Genomic DNA, 13366 nt, shown 5'->3' on the forward strand with positions numbered 1-13366 from the left:
CGTCCCATTACATCAGCACCACGTCATACTGCTCCTGGGTGTACATGGTTTCCACCTGGAACTTGATCGGGCGCTCAATGAACAACTCAAGGTCAGCGACGTTCCCGGACTCCTCGTCAAGCAGCCGATCCACCACCGACTGTGAGGCCAGTACCATATAGGCTCCCGCCTGATAGGCACGCGCCTCACGCAGGATTTCCCGGAAGATTTCGTAGCACACGGTTTCCGGGGTCTTCTGAATGCCCCGGCCCTGGCAGCTGGGGCAGGGCTCGCACAGCACCTGCTCGAGACTCTCGCGGGTGCGCTTGCGGGTCATCTGCACCAGCCCCAGCTCGGTGATGCCGATGATATTGGTCTTGGCGTGATCGCGCTCCAGCTGCTTTTCCAGCGTGCGCTGAACCTGGCGCTGATGCTCCTCGTCTTCCATATCGATGAAGTCGATGATGATGATGCCGCCGAGGTTACGCAGCCGCAGCTGACGGGCAATGGCTGTCGCCGCCTCCAGATTGGTCTTGAAGATGGTTTCCTCAAGGTTGCGGTGACCCACGAAGGCACCGGTGTTGACATCGATGGTGGTCATCGCTTCAGTCTGATCGATCACCAGATGCCCGCCGGACTTGAGCATCACCCGGCGCTCCATGGCCCGCTGAATTTCATCCTCGACACTGTAGAGGTCGAAGATCGGTCGCTCGCCCGGGTAGTGCTCCAGCAATTCTTCGACCCCAGGCATCAGCTCACGGACGAACTGCTCGACCTTCTGAAAGGTCTCCCGCGAGTCGATGCGAATCTTTTCCAGCCTGGGGTTGGCCAGATCGCGCAGGGTGCGCAGGGCCAGCGGCAAGTCTTCGTAGATAACCGAAGGGGCAGGCGCGGAGCCCATCTGCTGGCTTATCTGCTGCCACAGGCGGCGCACGTAGCGGATATCGACCAGGATATCTTCCTGCCGGGCGCCTTCGGCGGCGGTGCGCAAAATATAGCCACCGGCTTCCTGAATCCCCTCCTGCTCAAGCGAGTCGGCAACCACCTGCTTGAGCCTTTCACGCTCGGCCTCGTCCTCGATTTTCAGGGAGATACCGACATGCGGTGTCCGCGGCATATAGACCAGATAGCGCGAGGGCACCGACAGATGGGTGGTCAAGCGTGCACCCTTGGTACCGATCGGATCCTTGGTAACCTGCACCACCAGCGCCTTACCCTCATGCACGAGTGCACTGATCGGCTCGACCGCCTGGCCCTCACGGTCGGAAATTTCCGAGGCGTGGATAAATGCGGCACGCTCAAGGCCAATATCGACGAACGCTGCCTGCATGCCAGGCAGCACACGAACCACCTTGCCCTTGTAGATATTGCCGACAATACCGCGGCGCTGGGTGCGCTCGATGTGGACTTCCTGCAGCACGCCGTTCTCGACCAGCGCAACGCGGGTCTCCATCGGCGTGATATTGATCAGAATTTCTTCACTCATGGGCTCTACCACTCCTGTTCTGTCACCAGAATACCGGTGATCCGAGCCCTGGAACAGCCGCGTCAGAAGCGCTGCCAGCAGGGGATGCCAAAGGATTTGAGTAACGTCGCGGTTTCCTGCAGCGGCAAACCCACCACGGCGCTGTAGCTGCCCTCGATACGCTCGACGAAAATCGCGCCCAATCCCTGAATGCCATAACTGCCTGCCTTATCAGCCGGCTCGCCGGTATCCCAGTAGGCAGCAATCTCATCAGCCTGCAACGCCCGGAAGCGGACCCGGGTATCCACCCGAACCAGCTCGATGCGTTGATCGCAACCAACGGCGACCGCAGTCATGACCACGTGCTCGGCGGCGGACAGGGCGCTGAGCATCTGCAGTGCATCGGCGCGATCAACCGGTTTGCCGAGAATCCGATCGCCCAGCACCACCGCCGTGTCGGCCGCCAGGACCACCCGCCCCGGCGCGGCCTGAATCGCGGCGCGGATCTTGTCACGGGTCACGCGTTCAACATAGTCCACCGGAGCCTCGCCCGGTCGGACCTGTTCATCAACGCTGCAGAGCAGGCGTGCTGTTGGCACCCCAATCTGTTCGAGCAGCTCGCGCCGGCGCGGGGAACCGGAGGCCAGCAACAGTTCAGTTGACATGGAATCGCCGCCTTACCCCGCGTAACAGGGAGACAACCCAGGGCCACAGCACTGCGCTGACCACGGCCGGGAGCAAAAACAGCAGCGTCGGCGGGCGATTGCCGCTGAGGCTGTTGAGCCACAGCAGAACCATCTGGGCGATGCCAAACACCGGCAGCATCACCAGGCTCTGCTGCCATAGCGGGAAGCGCCGGATGCGCTGGTACAGCAGCAAAACCATCCAGACCACCAGCGTCATGACCAGCGCATTCTGGCCGAATAGCTGACCGAAAAGCACGTCCGACACCAGCCCGGCCAGCCACGCAGTCAGCAGACCAACCCGGTGCGGCAGCGCCATGACCCAGTAGGCCAGCACCATTGCCAGCCACATGGGCCGCCCCAGGCTGACCGGATCAGGCATCGGCATGACACTCAGCAACAGCGCTGCCAGAATACTCAGGATAATGGCCAGACTAGTCTGCATTGCCTGCCTCCTCCGCTTCAGCATCCGCCGCAGATTCGACGTCCTCGGCAGCGTCCGGGGCGTCATCAGGCAACAGCTCCAGCGCCGGCAACACGTCGCCGTAGCCACTTTCCGGGCTGAACACCAGCAACAGGTAACGGCTGCGGTTAAGCTGGGCCGAGGGCGTCACCCGGACTTCGGCAAAGGACTGGGCCGGGTGACGAATCACCGAATGCACCCGACCAACCGGGTAGCCCGCCGGAAAGCGTTGCCCCAGCCCGGAGCTGACCACAATATCGCCCTCGCGCACATCGGCGGTATCACCCACAAAGCGCAGCTCAAGCCATTCGTTACGCCCGGTCCCGGCAGCCAGGGCGCGCAGGCCATTGCGATTGATTTGCACCGGCAGGCTGTGGGAGACGTCCGTAATAAGCAGTACCCGGGCACTGTGCGGCAGCACCTCGACAACCTGTCCCATCAGACCGGTTGCATCGAGCACCGGCTGACCGAGGAAAACACCATCAACCTCGCCCTTGTCAATCAGAATCCGCTGGGTAAAGGGGTTGGGATCGACGCCGATCAACTCGGAGACCAGCACCCGCTCGTCGACCAGAGAGGAGGAATTGAGCAATTCGCGCAGCCGCACGTTCTGCTCCGTCAGCGTTGCCAACTTCTGCAGCTTGCGCTGGGTCAGCAGCGCTTCGGCGCGCAGGCGCTCGTTCTCGGCAATCAGCTGAGCTCGGCTGGTCGTCAGTTCAGCCGCCATCTGCCAGGCGCGCACCGGTATCTCAGCAGCGGAATACAGCGGTGCGACCAGCAGACCCAGCTGGGCACGCAGCGGTTTGAGAGCGTCGAAGCGGGCGTCCACCACCATCAGGGCGATGGACAGCACCGTCAGCACAACCAGGCGAACGCCAAGCGACGGCCCCTTGATGAATAGCGGTTTGATGGCAGGCTCCTCGCAGCCACAGGTTAGTTGCCGTCAGCGGCAAGCCGGACAGAGCCGGCACTCCCGTCCCGCGCGGCTTGCCACCAGCCTGATCACTCGGTCGACAGCAGATCCATGGTGTGCTGGTCCATCATTTCCAGCGCCTTGCCGCCACCACGGGCAACGCAGGTCAGCGGATCTTCGGCGACAATCACCGGCAGACCGGTTTCCTGAGTCAGCAGCTTGTCCAGATCACGCAGCAGCGCGCCGCCGCCGGTCAGAATCAGGCCACGCTCGGCGATATCGGAAGCCAATTCCGGCGGAGACTGTTCCAGCGCGCTCTTGACCGCCTGAACGATGGTCGCCAGCGACTCCTGCAGCGCCTCAAGCACTTCGGTTGAGTTCAGGGTAAAGCTGCGCGGCACACCCTCGGCCAGGTTACGGCCACGCACATCCACTTCCAGCGTTTCACCGCCGGGGAAAGCCACACCAATTTCCTGCTTGATACGCTCGGCAGTGGATTCACCGATCAGGCTGCCATAGTTGCGACGTACATAGGTCACAATGGCTTCATCGAAGCGGTCACCACCAACTCGGACAGACTCGGCGTAAACCACACCATTGAGGGAAATCAACGCGATTTCAGTCGTACCGCCACCGATATCGACCACCATGGAGCCACGCGCCTCTTCCACCGGCAGGCCGGCGCCGATCGCCGCGGCCATCGGCTCCTCTATCAGATAGACTTCGCGGGCACCCGCGCCCAGAGCCGACTCACGAATGGCACGACGCTCGACCTGGGTCGATTTGCACGGAACGCAGATCAGCACGCGGGGGCTGGGCTGAATAAAGCTATTTTCATGCACCTTGTTGATGAAGTACTGCAGCATCTTTTCACAGACGCTGAAGTCGGCGATGACGCCGTCCTTCATCGGACGAATGGCCTGAATGTTACCGGGTGTACGACCAAGCATGCGCTTGGCGTCGGTACCGACGGCGACGACACTTTTCTGATTGCCCGCTGTGGTACGAATCGCGACCACAGACGGCTCGTCCAGTACAATACCGCGATCCCGGACGTAAATAAGCGTGTTGGCTGTACCCAGATCGATGGACAGATCACTGGAGAACATGCCACGAATTTTCTTGAACATGCGTTGACTAGACCCCGAAGACGCGTGGGTTAATTGGAAAAAAGCACGGATAAGCCACCTGACCCTGACGCTGCAAAAACGGGAACTGGTGGCCAAAGGCCTTGACTGACGGCCTTCTGCGCAGTGCGTGCAGGTGACTGATCGGTACTTTCAGAAGTGTCGCAACTCTAACAATGGCGGGGTTTTTGGGCAAGGCGCGACTGTGGTAAATTCGCGCCTTTGCCCGCATTTTCCGTGGCGAACCACCAAACGGCGCCTGTCGCCAGCATACGACCGGAAATCACCGGCAACATGGAGCATACGTACATGTCCCTGGACCGCACCGATGTGGAAAAGATCGCGCATCTGGCCCGAATTGCCCTCAGCGAAGACGACATCCCCGCAACCACCGCCAAACTGTCCGGCATTCTTGAGCTGATCGACAAGATGCAGGCGGTGGATACCAGCGCCGTCGCACCACTGGCACACCCGCTGGAAACCACCCAGCGACTGCGCGCCGACGAGGTCACCGAAAGCAACCAGCGCGAGGCCTACCAGGCCATTGCACCGGCTACCGAAGCCGGCCTGTATCTGGTTCCCAAGGTCATCGAATAATCCTGCCGCGCCGAGACAAGAGACCCACCCATGCACGAGAAAACTCTGGCCGAACTGTCACAGGCCTTGCAGAACAAGACGCTCTCGAGCGTCGAGCTGACCCAACACTACCTCAAGCGAATCGAACAGCTTGATGGCAGCCTCAACAGCTATATCACCGTTACCGCCGAATCGGCCCTTGAGCAGGCCGCCGCAGCGGATGCCCGCATCGCCGCCGGCAACGCCACTGCGCTCACCGGTATTCCGCTGGCGCACAAGGACCTGTTCTGCACCCAGGGCCAGCGCACCAGCTGCGGCTCGAAGATGCTCGACAACTTCATTTCGCCGTACGAATCGACCGTCACCCAGCGCTTCCTCGACGCCGGCGCGGTAAGCCTCGGCAAGACCAACCTCGACGAATTCGCCATGGGTTCGTCCACCGAGTCCAGTTTCTACGGCCCGACCCGCAACCCTTGGGACACCGACCGGGTACCCGGCGGCTCCTCCGGCGGCTCTGCTGCCGCTGTAGCCGGCCGCCTGTGCGCTGCGGCTACGGGCACCGACACCGGCGGCTCGATCCGCCAGCCCGCCGGCTTCACGGCTCTGACCGGCCTGAAGCCGACCTATGGTCGGGTTTCGCGCTGGGGCATGGTGGCCTACGCTTCGAGCCTGGATCAGGGCGGCCCGATGGCCCGCACCGCCGAAGACTGCGCGCTGATGCTGCAGGTCATGGCCGGTTTCGACGCCAAGGATTCCACCAGCGTCGACCAGCCGGTGCCGGACTACAGCGCCAGCCTGAACGACTCGCTCAAGGGCCTGCGCATCGGCCTGCCAAAGGAATACTTCGCCGCCGGCCTGGACGCTGCGACCAGCGACGCCATCAGCGCCGCGGTCAAGCAATTTCAGGCGCTCGGCGCCGAAGTCAGGGAAATCAGCCTGCCGAACGCCGAGCTGGCGATTCCGGCCTACTACGTCATCGCCCCGGCTGAAGCCTCCTCCAACCTGTCCCGCTTTGACGGCGTGCGCTTCGGCTACCGCTGCGACCACCCGGCCGACCTGACCGACCTGTACAAGCGCTCACGTGCCGAAGGTTTCGGCGCCGAGGTCAAGCGCCGCATCATGGTCGGCACCTACGCGCTGTCGGCCGGTTACTACGATGCCTATTACCTGAAAGCCCAGAAGATCCGTCGCCTGATCAAGAACGACTTCATGGCCGCCTACGAACAGGTCGATGTGATCCTCTGCCCGACCTCGCCGACCCCGGCGTTCAAGATCGGCGAGAAGATCGACGACCCGGTCAGCCTGTACCTGACCGACATCTACACCATTACCGCCAACCTGGCCGGGGTTCCGGGCGTTGCCCTGCCCGCCGGGTTTGCCAACGGTCTGCCGCTGGGCATGCAACTGCTGGGGCCCTACTTCAGCGAAGCCCGCCTGCTCAACATCGCGCACCAGTACCAGCAGGTTACCGACTGGCACCAGCGCGCTCCGGCCGGCTACTGAGAGGATTGACAGCAATGCAATGGGAAATCGTCATCGGGCTGGAAATCCACGCCCAGCTCACCACCGCGTCGAAGATCTTCTCCGGCAGCGCCACCACCTTCGGCGCCGAACCCAACACCCAGGCCAGCCTGGTTGACCTGGGCATGCCGGGCACCCTGCCGGTGCTCAACGCTCAGGCCGTGCGCAACGCGGTCAAGTTCGGCCTGGCGATCGACGCCGAGATCGGCATGACCAACGTCTTCGCGCGCAAGAACTACTTCTACCCTGACCTGCCCAAGGGCTACCAGACCAGCCAGATGGATCATCCCATCGTCGGCAAGGGCTACCTGGACATCACCCTGGAAGATGGCACGGTCAAACGCGTCGGTGTTACCCGCGCGCACCTGGAAGAAGATGCCGGCAAGAGCCTGCACGAAGACTTCCATGGCATGAGCGGCATCGACCTCAACCGCGCCGGCACCCCGCTGCTGGAGATCGTTTCCGAGCCGGACATGCGCAGCGCCAAGGAAGCCGTCGCCTACGCCAAGACCATCCACTCGCTGGTGCGTTATCTCGGCATCTGCGACGGCAACATGGCCGAAGGATCCTTGCGCTGCGACTGCAACGTCTCGGTGCGCCCCAAGGGCCAGACCGAGTTCGGCACCCGCTGCGAGATCAAGAACGTCAACTCGTTCCGCTTTATCGAGAAGGCAATCAACACCGAAGTCCAGCGCCAGATCGAGCTGATCGAGGATGGCGGCAAGGTGGTCCAGGAGACCCGCCTGTACGATCCAAACAAGGACGAAACCCGGTCCATGCGCAGCAAGGAAGAAGCTAACGACTACCGCTACTTCCCCTGCCCTGACCTGCTGCCCGTGGTGCTGGAACCGAGCTTTATCGAAGAAGTCCGTGGCGAGCTGCCGGAACTGCCGAAGCAAAAACGCGAGCGTTTCGAAAGCCAGTTCGGCCTGTCAACCTACGACGCCAGCGTCTTGAGCGCCAGCCGCGAACTGGCCGACTACTTCGAGCAGGTGCAGCAAACCTGCGGCGACGCCAAGCTGGCGGCCAACTGGGTGATGGGCGAGCTGTCCAGCCTGCTCAACAAGGAAGGCCTGGAGATCGAGCAATCGCCGGTCAGCGCTGCGCAACTCGGCGGCATGATCCTGCGCATCAAGGACAACACCATCAGCGGCAAGATCGCCAAGATGGTATTCGAGGCGCTGGCCGCCGGCGAAGGGGACTCTGCCGATGCGATCATCGAAGCCAAGGGGCTCAAGCAGGTCACCGACAGCGGCGCCATCGAGGCCATGCTGGACGAGGTACTGGCCGCCAACGCAGCACAGGTCGAACAGTACCGCGCCAGCGACGAAGCCAAGCGCGGCAAGATGTTCGGCTTCTTCGTCGGTCAGGCGATGAAGGCCTCCAAGGGCAAGGCCAATCCGCAGCAGGTCAACGAACTGCTGCGCAAGAAGCTGGAAGGCTGAACCGGAAGGCGGCGGCGCGGTCATACAGGCTCCGCCGCCTAACCGGACGTCACCCCATGCTGCGCTTTCTGTTGACCGTACTGACTGCACTGATAGCGCTGAACGCCAGGGCCGATGCGCTATCGCTCGGCGATCCGGGCTGGAGCCAGACTGGCAAAGCCTCCTACTACTCGTCCCGCCTGCACGGCAAGCGCACCGCCAGCGGCGAACCCTATGATGAAACCGACCTGACCGCAGCCCATCCGGCACTGCCATTCGGCACCCTGATCAAGGTCACCAATACCTACAACGGCCGCAGCGTGGTCGTGCGCGTCAATGATCGCGGCCCCTTTGTCGGCCACCGCATCATCGATGTCTCCCAGCGCGCCGCAGAGCAGCTGGGCATGATTCGCGCCGGCAGCGCCCGCGTGCGCATCGAGTTGCCAGACCCGGATCAGCCTAGCGACTGAGCGGAACTTTTCTCCCTGAGCTACCCTCCACTGACAGTCAACGACTGAACACGCTCGCCGAACGTCCGGCCTGTGGCGCGCTCAGCGCGGCCTGTTCAGCGCCCCATTGGAGCAGCCGGTGCATAGGACCGGCTTACGCAGGACAAGGAGATCTGCATGACTGACGTCAAGCGTGGCTGGCAATCAACCGTTCTGGTTCCGGTCTTTGCCCCTGCCGTTATCGTTACCCTGCTTCTGGTGATCGGCACCATCAGCAATCCGGCGCTGGCCGGCAGCCTGTTCTCCAGCACGCTGAGCTACATCACCACCACCTTTGGCTGGTTCTATATGCTGGCCGTCGCCAGCTTTCTGCTGTTTGTGGTGCTGGTCGCCTGCAGCAGCTGGGGCAATATCCGGCTGGGGCCGGATCACGCCGAGCCGCAATACAGCTTCCCGGCCTGGTTCGCGATGCTGTTCTCGGCCGGCTACGGGATCGCCCTGCTGTTCTTCGGCGTCGCCGAGCCGGTGACCCACTTCGCCAGCCCGCCTGCCGGCGCCCCGGAAACGCTGGACGCGGCCAAGCAGGCCATGCAGATCGCCTTCTTTCAATGGGGTTTTCATATCTGGGCGATCTACGGCCTGGTCGGTCTGGTACTGGCCTACTTTGCCTTTCGGCACGGCCTGCCCCTGTCCATGCGCTCGGCCCTCTACCCGCTGATTGGCGAGCGCATTCACGGCCCCATCGGGCACGCCGTCGACGTGGTCGCCATCCTCGGCACCCTGTTTGGTATCGCCACCACCCTGGGCCTGTCGGTCGCGCAGATCAACGCCGGGCTGAACTACCTGTGGCCGAGCATTCCGGTAGCCAGCAGCGTGCAGGTGATTACCATTGCGGCCGTGACCGCGCTCGCCCTGTTTTCAGTGGTGGCCGGGCTGGACAAGGGGGTAAAGAACCTGTCGATCCTGAACATGGTGCTGGCGGTGACGCTGATGCTGTTCGTCTTTCTGGTCGGCCCTTCCATCTTCATCCTCGAAGCCTTCCTGCAGAACACCGGTAGCTACCTGAACAACATTGTCGAGCGCACCTTCAACCTGCAGGCCTACACCCACAGTGACTGGATCGGCAACTGGACGCTGTTCATCTTCGGCTGGACCATCGCCTGGGCGCCCTTTGTCGGACTATTTATCGCCAAGATCAGCCGCGGCCGCACCATCCGACAGTTCGTCTTCGGCGTCATGCTGGTGCCAACCATCTTCACCTTCCTCTGGTTCTCGGTGTTTGGCGATACCGCCTTGCACCTGATCATGAACGAGGGCTACACCACGTTGATCAGCGAAGTGCAGGCAGACAAGGCGATTGCGCTGTTCAAGCTGTTCGAGCATCTGCCACTGACCAGCATCGTGTCGTTCGTGACCGTGGTACTGATCGTCACCTTTTTCGTCACCTCATCGGACTCCGGTTCGCTGGTGATCGACTCGCTGGCCTCCGGCGGCGTGCTGCAGACACCGGTATGGCAACGCGCCTTTTGGGCGATCCTGGAGGGGGTAGTTGCCGCGGTATTGCTGATCGCCGGTGGCCTGAGTGCCCTGCAGACCATGACCATCGTCACCGCCCTGCCCTTCGCCATCATCATGATCATTGCCATGCTCGGCATGTGGCGCGCGCTGGTCATCGAAGGCCACCGTGACATCAGTCTGCTGCATCACATGCAGGTCAGCCGCTACAGCGACAACAGTCTGGCAGCCAACTGGAAGAAACGTCTGGCCAGTATCGTCAACTTTCCCGATCGCGCGGCGGTGGAGGGCTTTATCCACAACACAGCCATGCCCGCCATGCAGCGCCTGAGCCAGGCACTGGTTGCCCAGGGCTGGCCGGCAGAAGCGGCCCTGGATGCCGATAACGGCCGCGCCTATCTGCAGATCAGCAAGCCCGACCAGCTGGATTTCGTCTACGAAATACGTCTGCGCGAATACCTGCGGCCGGACTTCGCCTACCCGGAAATGCGCCGCACCGACGATGATGCTCAGCAGCATTACTATCGGGCCGAGGTCTTCCTGCGCCGCGGCGGGCAAACCTATGATGTTTATGGCTATGATGAGCAGGAAATCATTGGCGACATCCTCGACCACTTCGAAAAATACCTGCATTTTCTGCACATCTCGCCGGGCGTCCTGCCCTGGAACATGGCCGAGCACGACGAGATGCTGCAACAACCACCCACCTGAGTGGGCCGAAGGCAAAAAAAACCGGCACATGGCCGGTTTTTTTGTTCAGTCGCACAAGCCTTACTGCTGCAGCACCTGAAGAATCATCGGGTCCTGGAACACCCGAGTCAGGGCATCACTCATCACGTCGGTAACCAGCTTGGTATTGGTTTCCTGGTTAGGCGCGTAGCCAAAACGCTGCTGCAACGAGGAGCTGAAACGTCCCTGATAATTACGGTTCATATTGCTGGCTTCGGCAACGAAGGTCGCGCTGATATCCGCCTGGGTCACATAGACCGAGCTCTTCGGCGACTGATAGCGCAAATCTGCCAGATTCAGCGTCAAGCGGTTCGCATTTGGCGTGCCCTCCGGCACAACACTGAAGCCCAGTTGCCGCAGCGCCTGCTCAACCTGCTGACGAATCACCGGCAGCGCACTGTCGCTGATAGTGATGTTGCTGGAGTCGGGGTAAATACCGCCGCGGGTTCCCAGCACCTTGTTCTGCCGGGTGTCCTGCACCTGCACACTGACCGGCTGCTGGCGGGCAACCGGGCTGAGCGGCTTGTTGATCTGGGGCTGCACTGTCAACTGCTGAGGACTGTGGGCACAGCCCACCAGCACCGCGGCCATAAGAGCCAGCAGCAACATGCCTGAACGCTTGAGCATAAGAACCTTACTCCTGCCGTCTGTCGGGATTAAAAAAGAAAAGTGGTCGGCGCCACCTTGGACAGGCGCAGCATACTCCGGTTCCGAAAGCGCCAACAGAGGGCCAGGTGAACTGTCATCAGGCTGACATCTCGATGGGCGATGCTGCGCGCAAAGTCGCAGAGGAAAAATTGTCATGTTCGCCAATCTGTTCGCGCGCCGCCGCTACTACGCCCAGCTTGACGCCCAGGCTGTCTGCGTTGCCGTGTGGGCGCTGTCGCAACAGCCGCAGCAGGGCTGCTGGGTCGAGATCAACGAGCTGCAACCCCGCTGGATCGGCAAGCCGCTACCGGCAGCTGCCCGTATCAGCCGGCGCGAGACCCGCGCCAGCTGGAGAATGCTGCCGGCTTAACGGGCGCCTGCTGCTTCCAGGGCCGCGACGTAGTCTTCGGCCTGCGCGTGTTCACGCACGATGGCCAGGAAGGTACGGCCATCGGCACCCACTGCATTCAGGTCGTGCCCGGCGGCCTTGAACATCACCAGAAAGCGCTCGAAATCTTCCACACGCAGGCCGCGATAGGCGCGCACCAGCAGATGCAACTCAACCGACTCGTCGCTGTTGTAGGGGCGTGCGTTCAGAAATACCGCAACCTGTTCGTCGGTCATCGGCTCACCGATCACCTTCTGCTTGTCTTTACGCATGAAACGTCCTCAGAGAGTTCAGGGCCGGCATTGTAACCATCCCCCGAGCGTCCCACCAGTTCGGAACTCAGTCCGCAGCCGGGACCGGCGCAGAATGGAGATCGGCCCAGATCAGACCGTTACCGTAGAACCGCCCCTGCACGTAATCCGTACCGGGGCTATCGAGCATTTGCCGGATAGCGGGCAGCAGGGCCAGCGGATAGTTGATGACGAGCAGAGCACCGTCATCGGCAAGGCGTGCGCCGCGCTGCCCACCGGCGCCATCGACAAACTGCAGGCGCGCCCGCTGCACCGGCGAACCGGGCAATACGCTGCGCCCCTCCAGCAGAAGCGAGACGCTGGCCTGCGCATCATTCGGGCGAGCCCCCGGGCGCAACTCGCTGGCAACCGTCAGACTGTAGCGTTGCACCTCGAATAACACCTGCTCGGGCTTATCCTGACGCTGACCGTAGAGATCTTCCGGCAGATATTCATCGTGCGGCAGCGCCACCGGGGCAGCGGCAAGCGACTGCACCAGCAACGCCCCCAGGGTCAGCGCAACCGCCCGACGCATCATGCCTCAGTGCCCCTTGAGGGCAAAAATGCCGGCGGCGTTGCGCCAGTAACCCTTGTAATCCAGACCGTAACCGAAGATGTAGCGATCCTCGACATCCAGCCCGGTAAAGTCGGCACGCATGCCCGGATAGGCCTTGCGGTCGTGCTGTTTGTCGAGCAGCACAGCAGTATAAACATTCTCGGCACCGGCATCCCGGCAATACTCGACGATGGCGGCCAGGGTATGACCTTCATCCAGAATGTCATCGATGATCAGCACGGTACGGCCGACCAGTGAATGCTCGGCACGCGCCTTCCAGAACAGTTCACCACCGGACAGTTTGTTGCGATAGCGAGTCGCGTGCAGATAACCCACTTCCATCGGGAACGGCAGCTTCGGCAGCAGCTTGCCACTGATGATCAGGCCACCGTTCATGACACTGTAAACGATCGGGTTGCTGTCGCTCAGACGCGCCCTGATCTCGGCTGCCATGTTGTCCAGCGCACCCTCGACGTCGGCCTCGGTAAACAGGCAATCAGCCTCTGCCATAACCTGCTTGATGTGATCCAGTTCTACCGCCATGCATGACCTCCGCCGGTCCCGGTATGGAAAAAGGGGCGAAAAATACCCATGTCGCCACGAAAGCACAAGTATAGAGACGGTTTTCCGACAGACGAGC

The 13366-nt window shown here is 61.8% G+C and carries 15 protein-coding genes; 6 read left to right on the forward strand and 9 right to left on the reverse strand.

The annotated features are described in order from the left end of the window. Nucleotides 1-7: 7 nt before the first annotated feature. From rng to ACZ5WQ_RS10675, 5 genes are all read right to left on the reverse strand, one after another. Nucleotides 8-1465, reverse strand: a complete 1458-nt coding sequence (gene rng, locus ACZ5WQ_RS10655; RefSeq protein WP_228246651.1) for a ribonuclease G — start codon at nt 1463-1465, stop codon at nt 8-10. 62 nt (nt 1466-1527) lie between these two features. Then, complete coding sequence (locus ACZ5WQ_RS10660) at nt 1528-2109, reverse strand: Maf family protein (protein WP_228246650.1); 582 nt, start codon at nt 2107-2109, stop codon at nt 1528-1530. Next, a complete protein-coding gene (mreD, locus tag ACZ5WQ_RS10665) occupies nt 2099-2572 on the reverse strand; it encodes a rod shape-determining protein MreD (RefSeq protein WP_464382299.1) in 474 nt (157 codons plus the stop codon). The genes ACZ5WQ_RS10660 and mreD overlap by 11 nt, the downstream gene beginning before the upstream one ends. Then, nucleotides 2562-3452 carry a rod shape-determining protein MreC gene (mreC, locus tag ACZ5WQ_RS10670; RefSeq protein ID WP_464382300.1) on the reverse strand — a complete coding sequence of 297 codons (891 nt, stop codon included), beginning with the start codon at nt 3450-3452 and terminating at the stop codon, nt 2562-2564. Before mreC ends, mreD begins: the two co-directional genes overlap by 11 nt. A gap of 140 nt (nt 3453-3592) precedes the next feature. Next, nucleotides 3593-4633: a rod shape-determining protein gene (locus ACZ5WQ_RS10675; protein WP_088273181.1), complete on the reverse strand. Its 1041-nt coding sequence runs from the start codon at nt 4631-4633 to the stop codon at nt 3593-3595. A gap of 306 nt (nt 4634-4939) precedes the next feature. Here ACZ5WQ_RS10675 and gatC point away from each other — a divergent pair, with 306 nt between their 5' ends. The 5 genes from gatC (at nt 4940) to ACZ5WQ_RS10700 (ending at nt 10826) form a co-directional block, all read left to right on the forward strand. Continuing rightward, nucleotides 4940-5227, forward strand: a complete 288-nt coding sequence (gatC, locus tag ACZ5WQ_RS10680; protein WP_088273180.1) for an Asp-tRNA(Asn)/Glu-tRNA(Gln) amidotransferase subunit GatC — start codon at nt 4940-4942, stop codon at nt 5225-5227. Between the two features lie 30 nt (nt 5228-5257). After that, nucleotides 5258-6709: an Asp-tRNA(Asn)/Glu-tRNA(Gln) amidotransferase subunit GatA gene (gene gatA / locus ACZ5WQ_RS10685; protein WP_228246648.1), complete on the forward strand. Its 1452-nt coding sequence runs from the start codon at nt 5258-5260 to the stop codon at nt 6707-6709. Between the two features lie 14 nt (nt 6710-6723). Further along, complete coding sequence (gatB, locus tag ACZ5WQ_RS10690) at nt 6724-8172, forward strand: Asp-tRNA(Asn)/Glu-tRNA(Gln) amidotransferase subunit GatB (RefSeq protein ID WP_464382301.1); 1449 nt, start codon at nt 6724-6726, stop codon at nt 8170-8172. Nucleotides 8173-8228: 56 nt separating this feature from the next. Next, nucleotides 8229-8621: a septal ring lytic transglycosylase RlpA family protein gene (locus tag ACZ5WQ_RS10695; RefSeq protein ID WP_269688618.1), complete on the forward strand. Its 393-nt coding sequence runs from the start codon at nt 8229-8231 to the stop codon at nt 8619-8621. 156 nt (nt 8622-8777) lie between these two features. Further along, nucleotides 8778-10826: a BCCT family transporter gene (locus ACZ5WQ_RS10700; RefSeq protein ID WP_464382302.1), complete on the forward strand. Its 2049-nt coding sequence runs from the start codon at nt 8778-8780 to the stop codon at nt 10824-10826. A gap of 60 nt (nt 10827-10886) precedes the next feature. Here ACZ5WQ_RS10700 and ACZ5WQ_RS10705 read toward each other — a convergent pair whose 3' ends face one another. Continuing rightward, nucleotides 10887-11471 (reverse strand): YajG family lipoprotein, encoded by a 585-nt coding sequence (locus ACZ5WQ_RS10705; RefSeq protein ID WP_088273175.1) that lies wholly within the window; start codon nt 11469-11471, stop codon nt 10887-10889. A 175-nt stretch (nt 11472-11646) separates the two neighbouring features. Here ACZ5WQ_RS10705 and ACZ5WQ_RS10710 point away from each other — a divergent pair, with 175 nt between their 5' ends. Then, on the forward strand, nt 11647-11862 hold the full coding sequence (locus tag ACZ5WQ_RS10710) for a hypothetical protein (RefSeq protein WP_464382303.1): 216 nt from the start codon (nt 11647-11649) through the stop codon (nt 11860-11862). On the opposite strand, the gene ACZ5WQ_RS10715 is transcribed toward ACZ5WQ_RS10710, so the two are convergent. The 3 genes from ACZ5WQ_RS10715 to ACZ5WQ_RS10725 all read right to left on the reverse strand — a co-directional run bounded on the left by ACZ5WQ_RS10715 (nt 11859) and on the right by ACZ5WQ_RS10725 (nt 13269). Next, entirely contained in the window at nt 11859-12152 is a 294-nt protein-coding gene (locus ACZ5WQ_RS10715; protein ID WP_088273173.1) for a PA4642 family protein, read from the reverse strand. The genes ACZ5WQ_RS10710 and ACZ5WQ_RS10715 overlap by 4 nt on opposite strands. A 67-nt stretch (nt 12153-12219) precedes the next feature. Then, nucleotides 12220-12708 (reverse strand): hypothetical protein, encoded by a 489-nt coding sequence (locus ACZ5WQ_RS10720; protein ID WP_228246643.1) that lies wholly within the window; start codon nt 12706-12708, stop codon nt 12220-12222. A gap of 3 nt (nt 12709-12711) precedes the next feature. Next, nucleotides 12712-13269, reverse strand: coding sequence for a hypoxanthine-guanine phosphoribosyltransferase (locus tag ACZ5WQ_RS10725; protein ID WP_088273171.1), 558 nt, complete (start codon nt 13267-13269; stop codon nt 12712-12714). Between the last annotated feature and the right edge of the window lie 97 nt (nt 13270-13366).

It is taken from the genome of Halopseudomonas sp. T1L2 (genome assembly GCF_055397385.1).

Excerpts from the sequence above, each read along its gene's own strand:
- ACZ5WQ_RS10660 (WP_228246650.1), bottom strand. The coding sequence starts at position 2,109 with ATGTCAACTGAACTGTTGCTGGCCTCCGGTTCCCCGCGCCGGCGCGAG.
- ACZ5WQ_RS10710 (WP_464382303.1), top strand. The coding sequence starts at position 11,647 with ATGTTCGCCAATCTGTTCGCGCGCCGCCGCTACTACGCCCAGCTTGAC.
- ACZ5WQ_RS10700 (WP_464382302.1), top strand. The coding sequence starts at position 8,778 with ATGACTGACGTCAAGCGTGGCTGGCAATCAACCGTTCTGGTTCCGGTC.
- rng (WP_228246651.1), bottom strand. The coding sequence starts at position 1,465 with ATGAGTGAAGAAATTCTGATCAATATCACGCCGATGGAGACCCGCGTT.
- ACZ5WQ_RS10720 (WP_228246643.1), bottom strand. The coding sequence starts at position 12,708 with ATGATGCGTCGGGCGGTTGCGCTGACCCTGGGGGCGTTGCTGGTGCAG.
- gatB (WP_464382301.1), top strand. The coding sequence starts at position 6,724 with ATGCAATGGGAAATCGTCATCGGGCTGGAAATCCACGCCCAGCTCACC.
- ACZ5WQ_RS10725 (WP_088273171.1), bottom strand. The coding sequence starts at position 13,269 with ATGGCGGTAGAACTGGATCACATCAAGCAGGTTATGGCAGAGGCTGAT.
- ACZ5WQ_RS10675 (WP_088273181.1), bottom strand. The coding sequence starts at position 4,633 with ATGTTCAAGAAAATTCGTGGCATGTTCTCCAGTGATCTGTCCATCGAT.
- ACZ5WQ_RS10705 (WP_088273175.1), bottom strand. The coding sequence starts at position 11,471 with ATGCTCAAGCGTTCAGGCATGTTGCTGCTGGCTCTTATGGCCGCGGTG.
- ACZ5WQ_RS10695 (WP_269688618.1), top strand. The coding sequence starts at position 8,229 with ATGCTGCGCTTTCTGTTGACCGTACTGACTGCACTGATAGCGCTGAAC.
- gatA (WP_228246648.1), top strand. The coding sequence starts at position 5,258 with ATGCACGAGAAAACTCTGGCCGAACTGTCACAGGCCTTGCAGAACAAG.
- gatC (WP_088273180.1), top strand. The coding sequence starts at position 4,940 with ATGTCCCTGGACCGCACCGATGTGGAAAAGATCGCGCATCTGGCCCGA.
- ACZ5WQ_RS10715 (WP_088273173.1), bottom strand. The coding sequence starts at position 12,152 with ATGCGTAAAGACAAGCAGAAGGTGATCGGTGAGCCGATGACCGACGAA.
- mreD (WP_464382299.1), bottom strand. The coding sequence starts at position 2,572 with ATGCAGACTAGTCTGGCCATTATCCTGAGTATTCTGGCAGCGCTGTTG.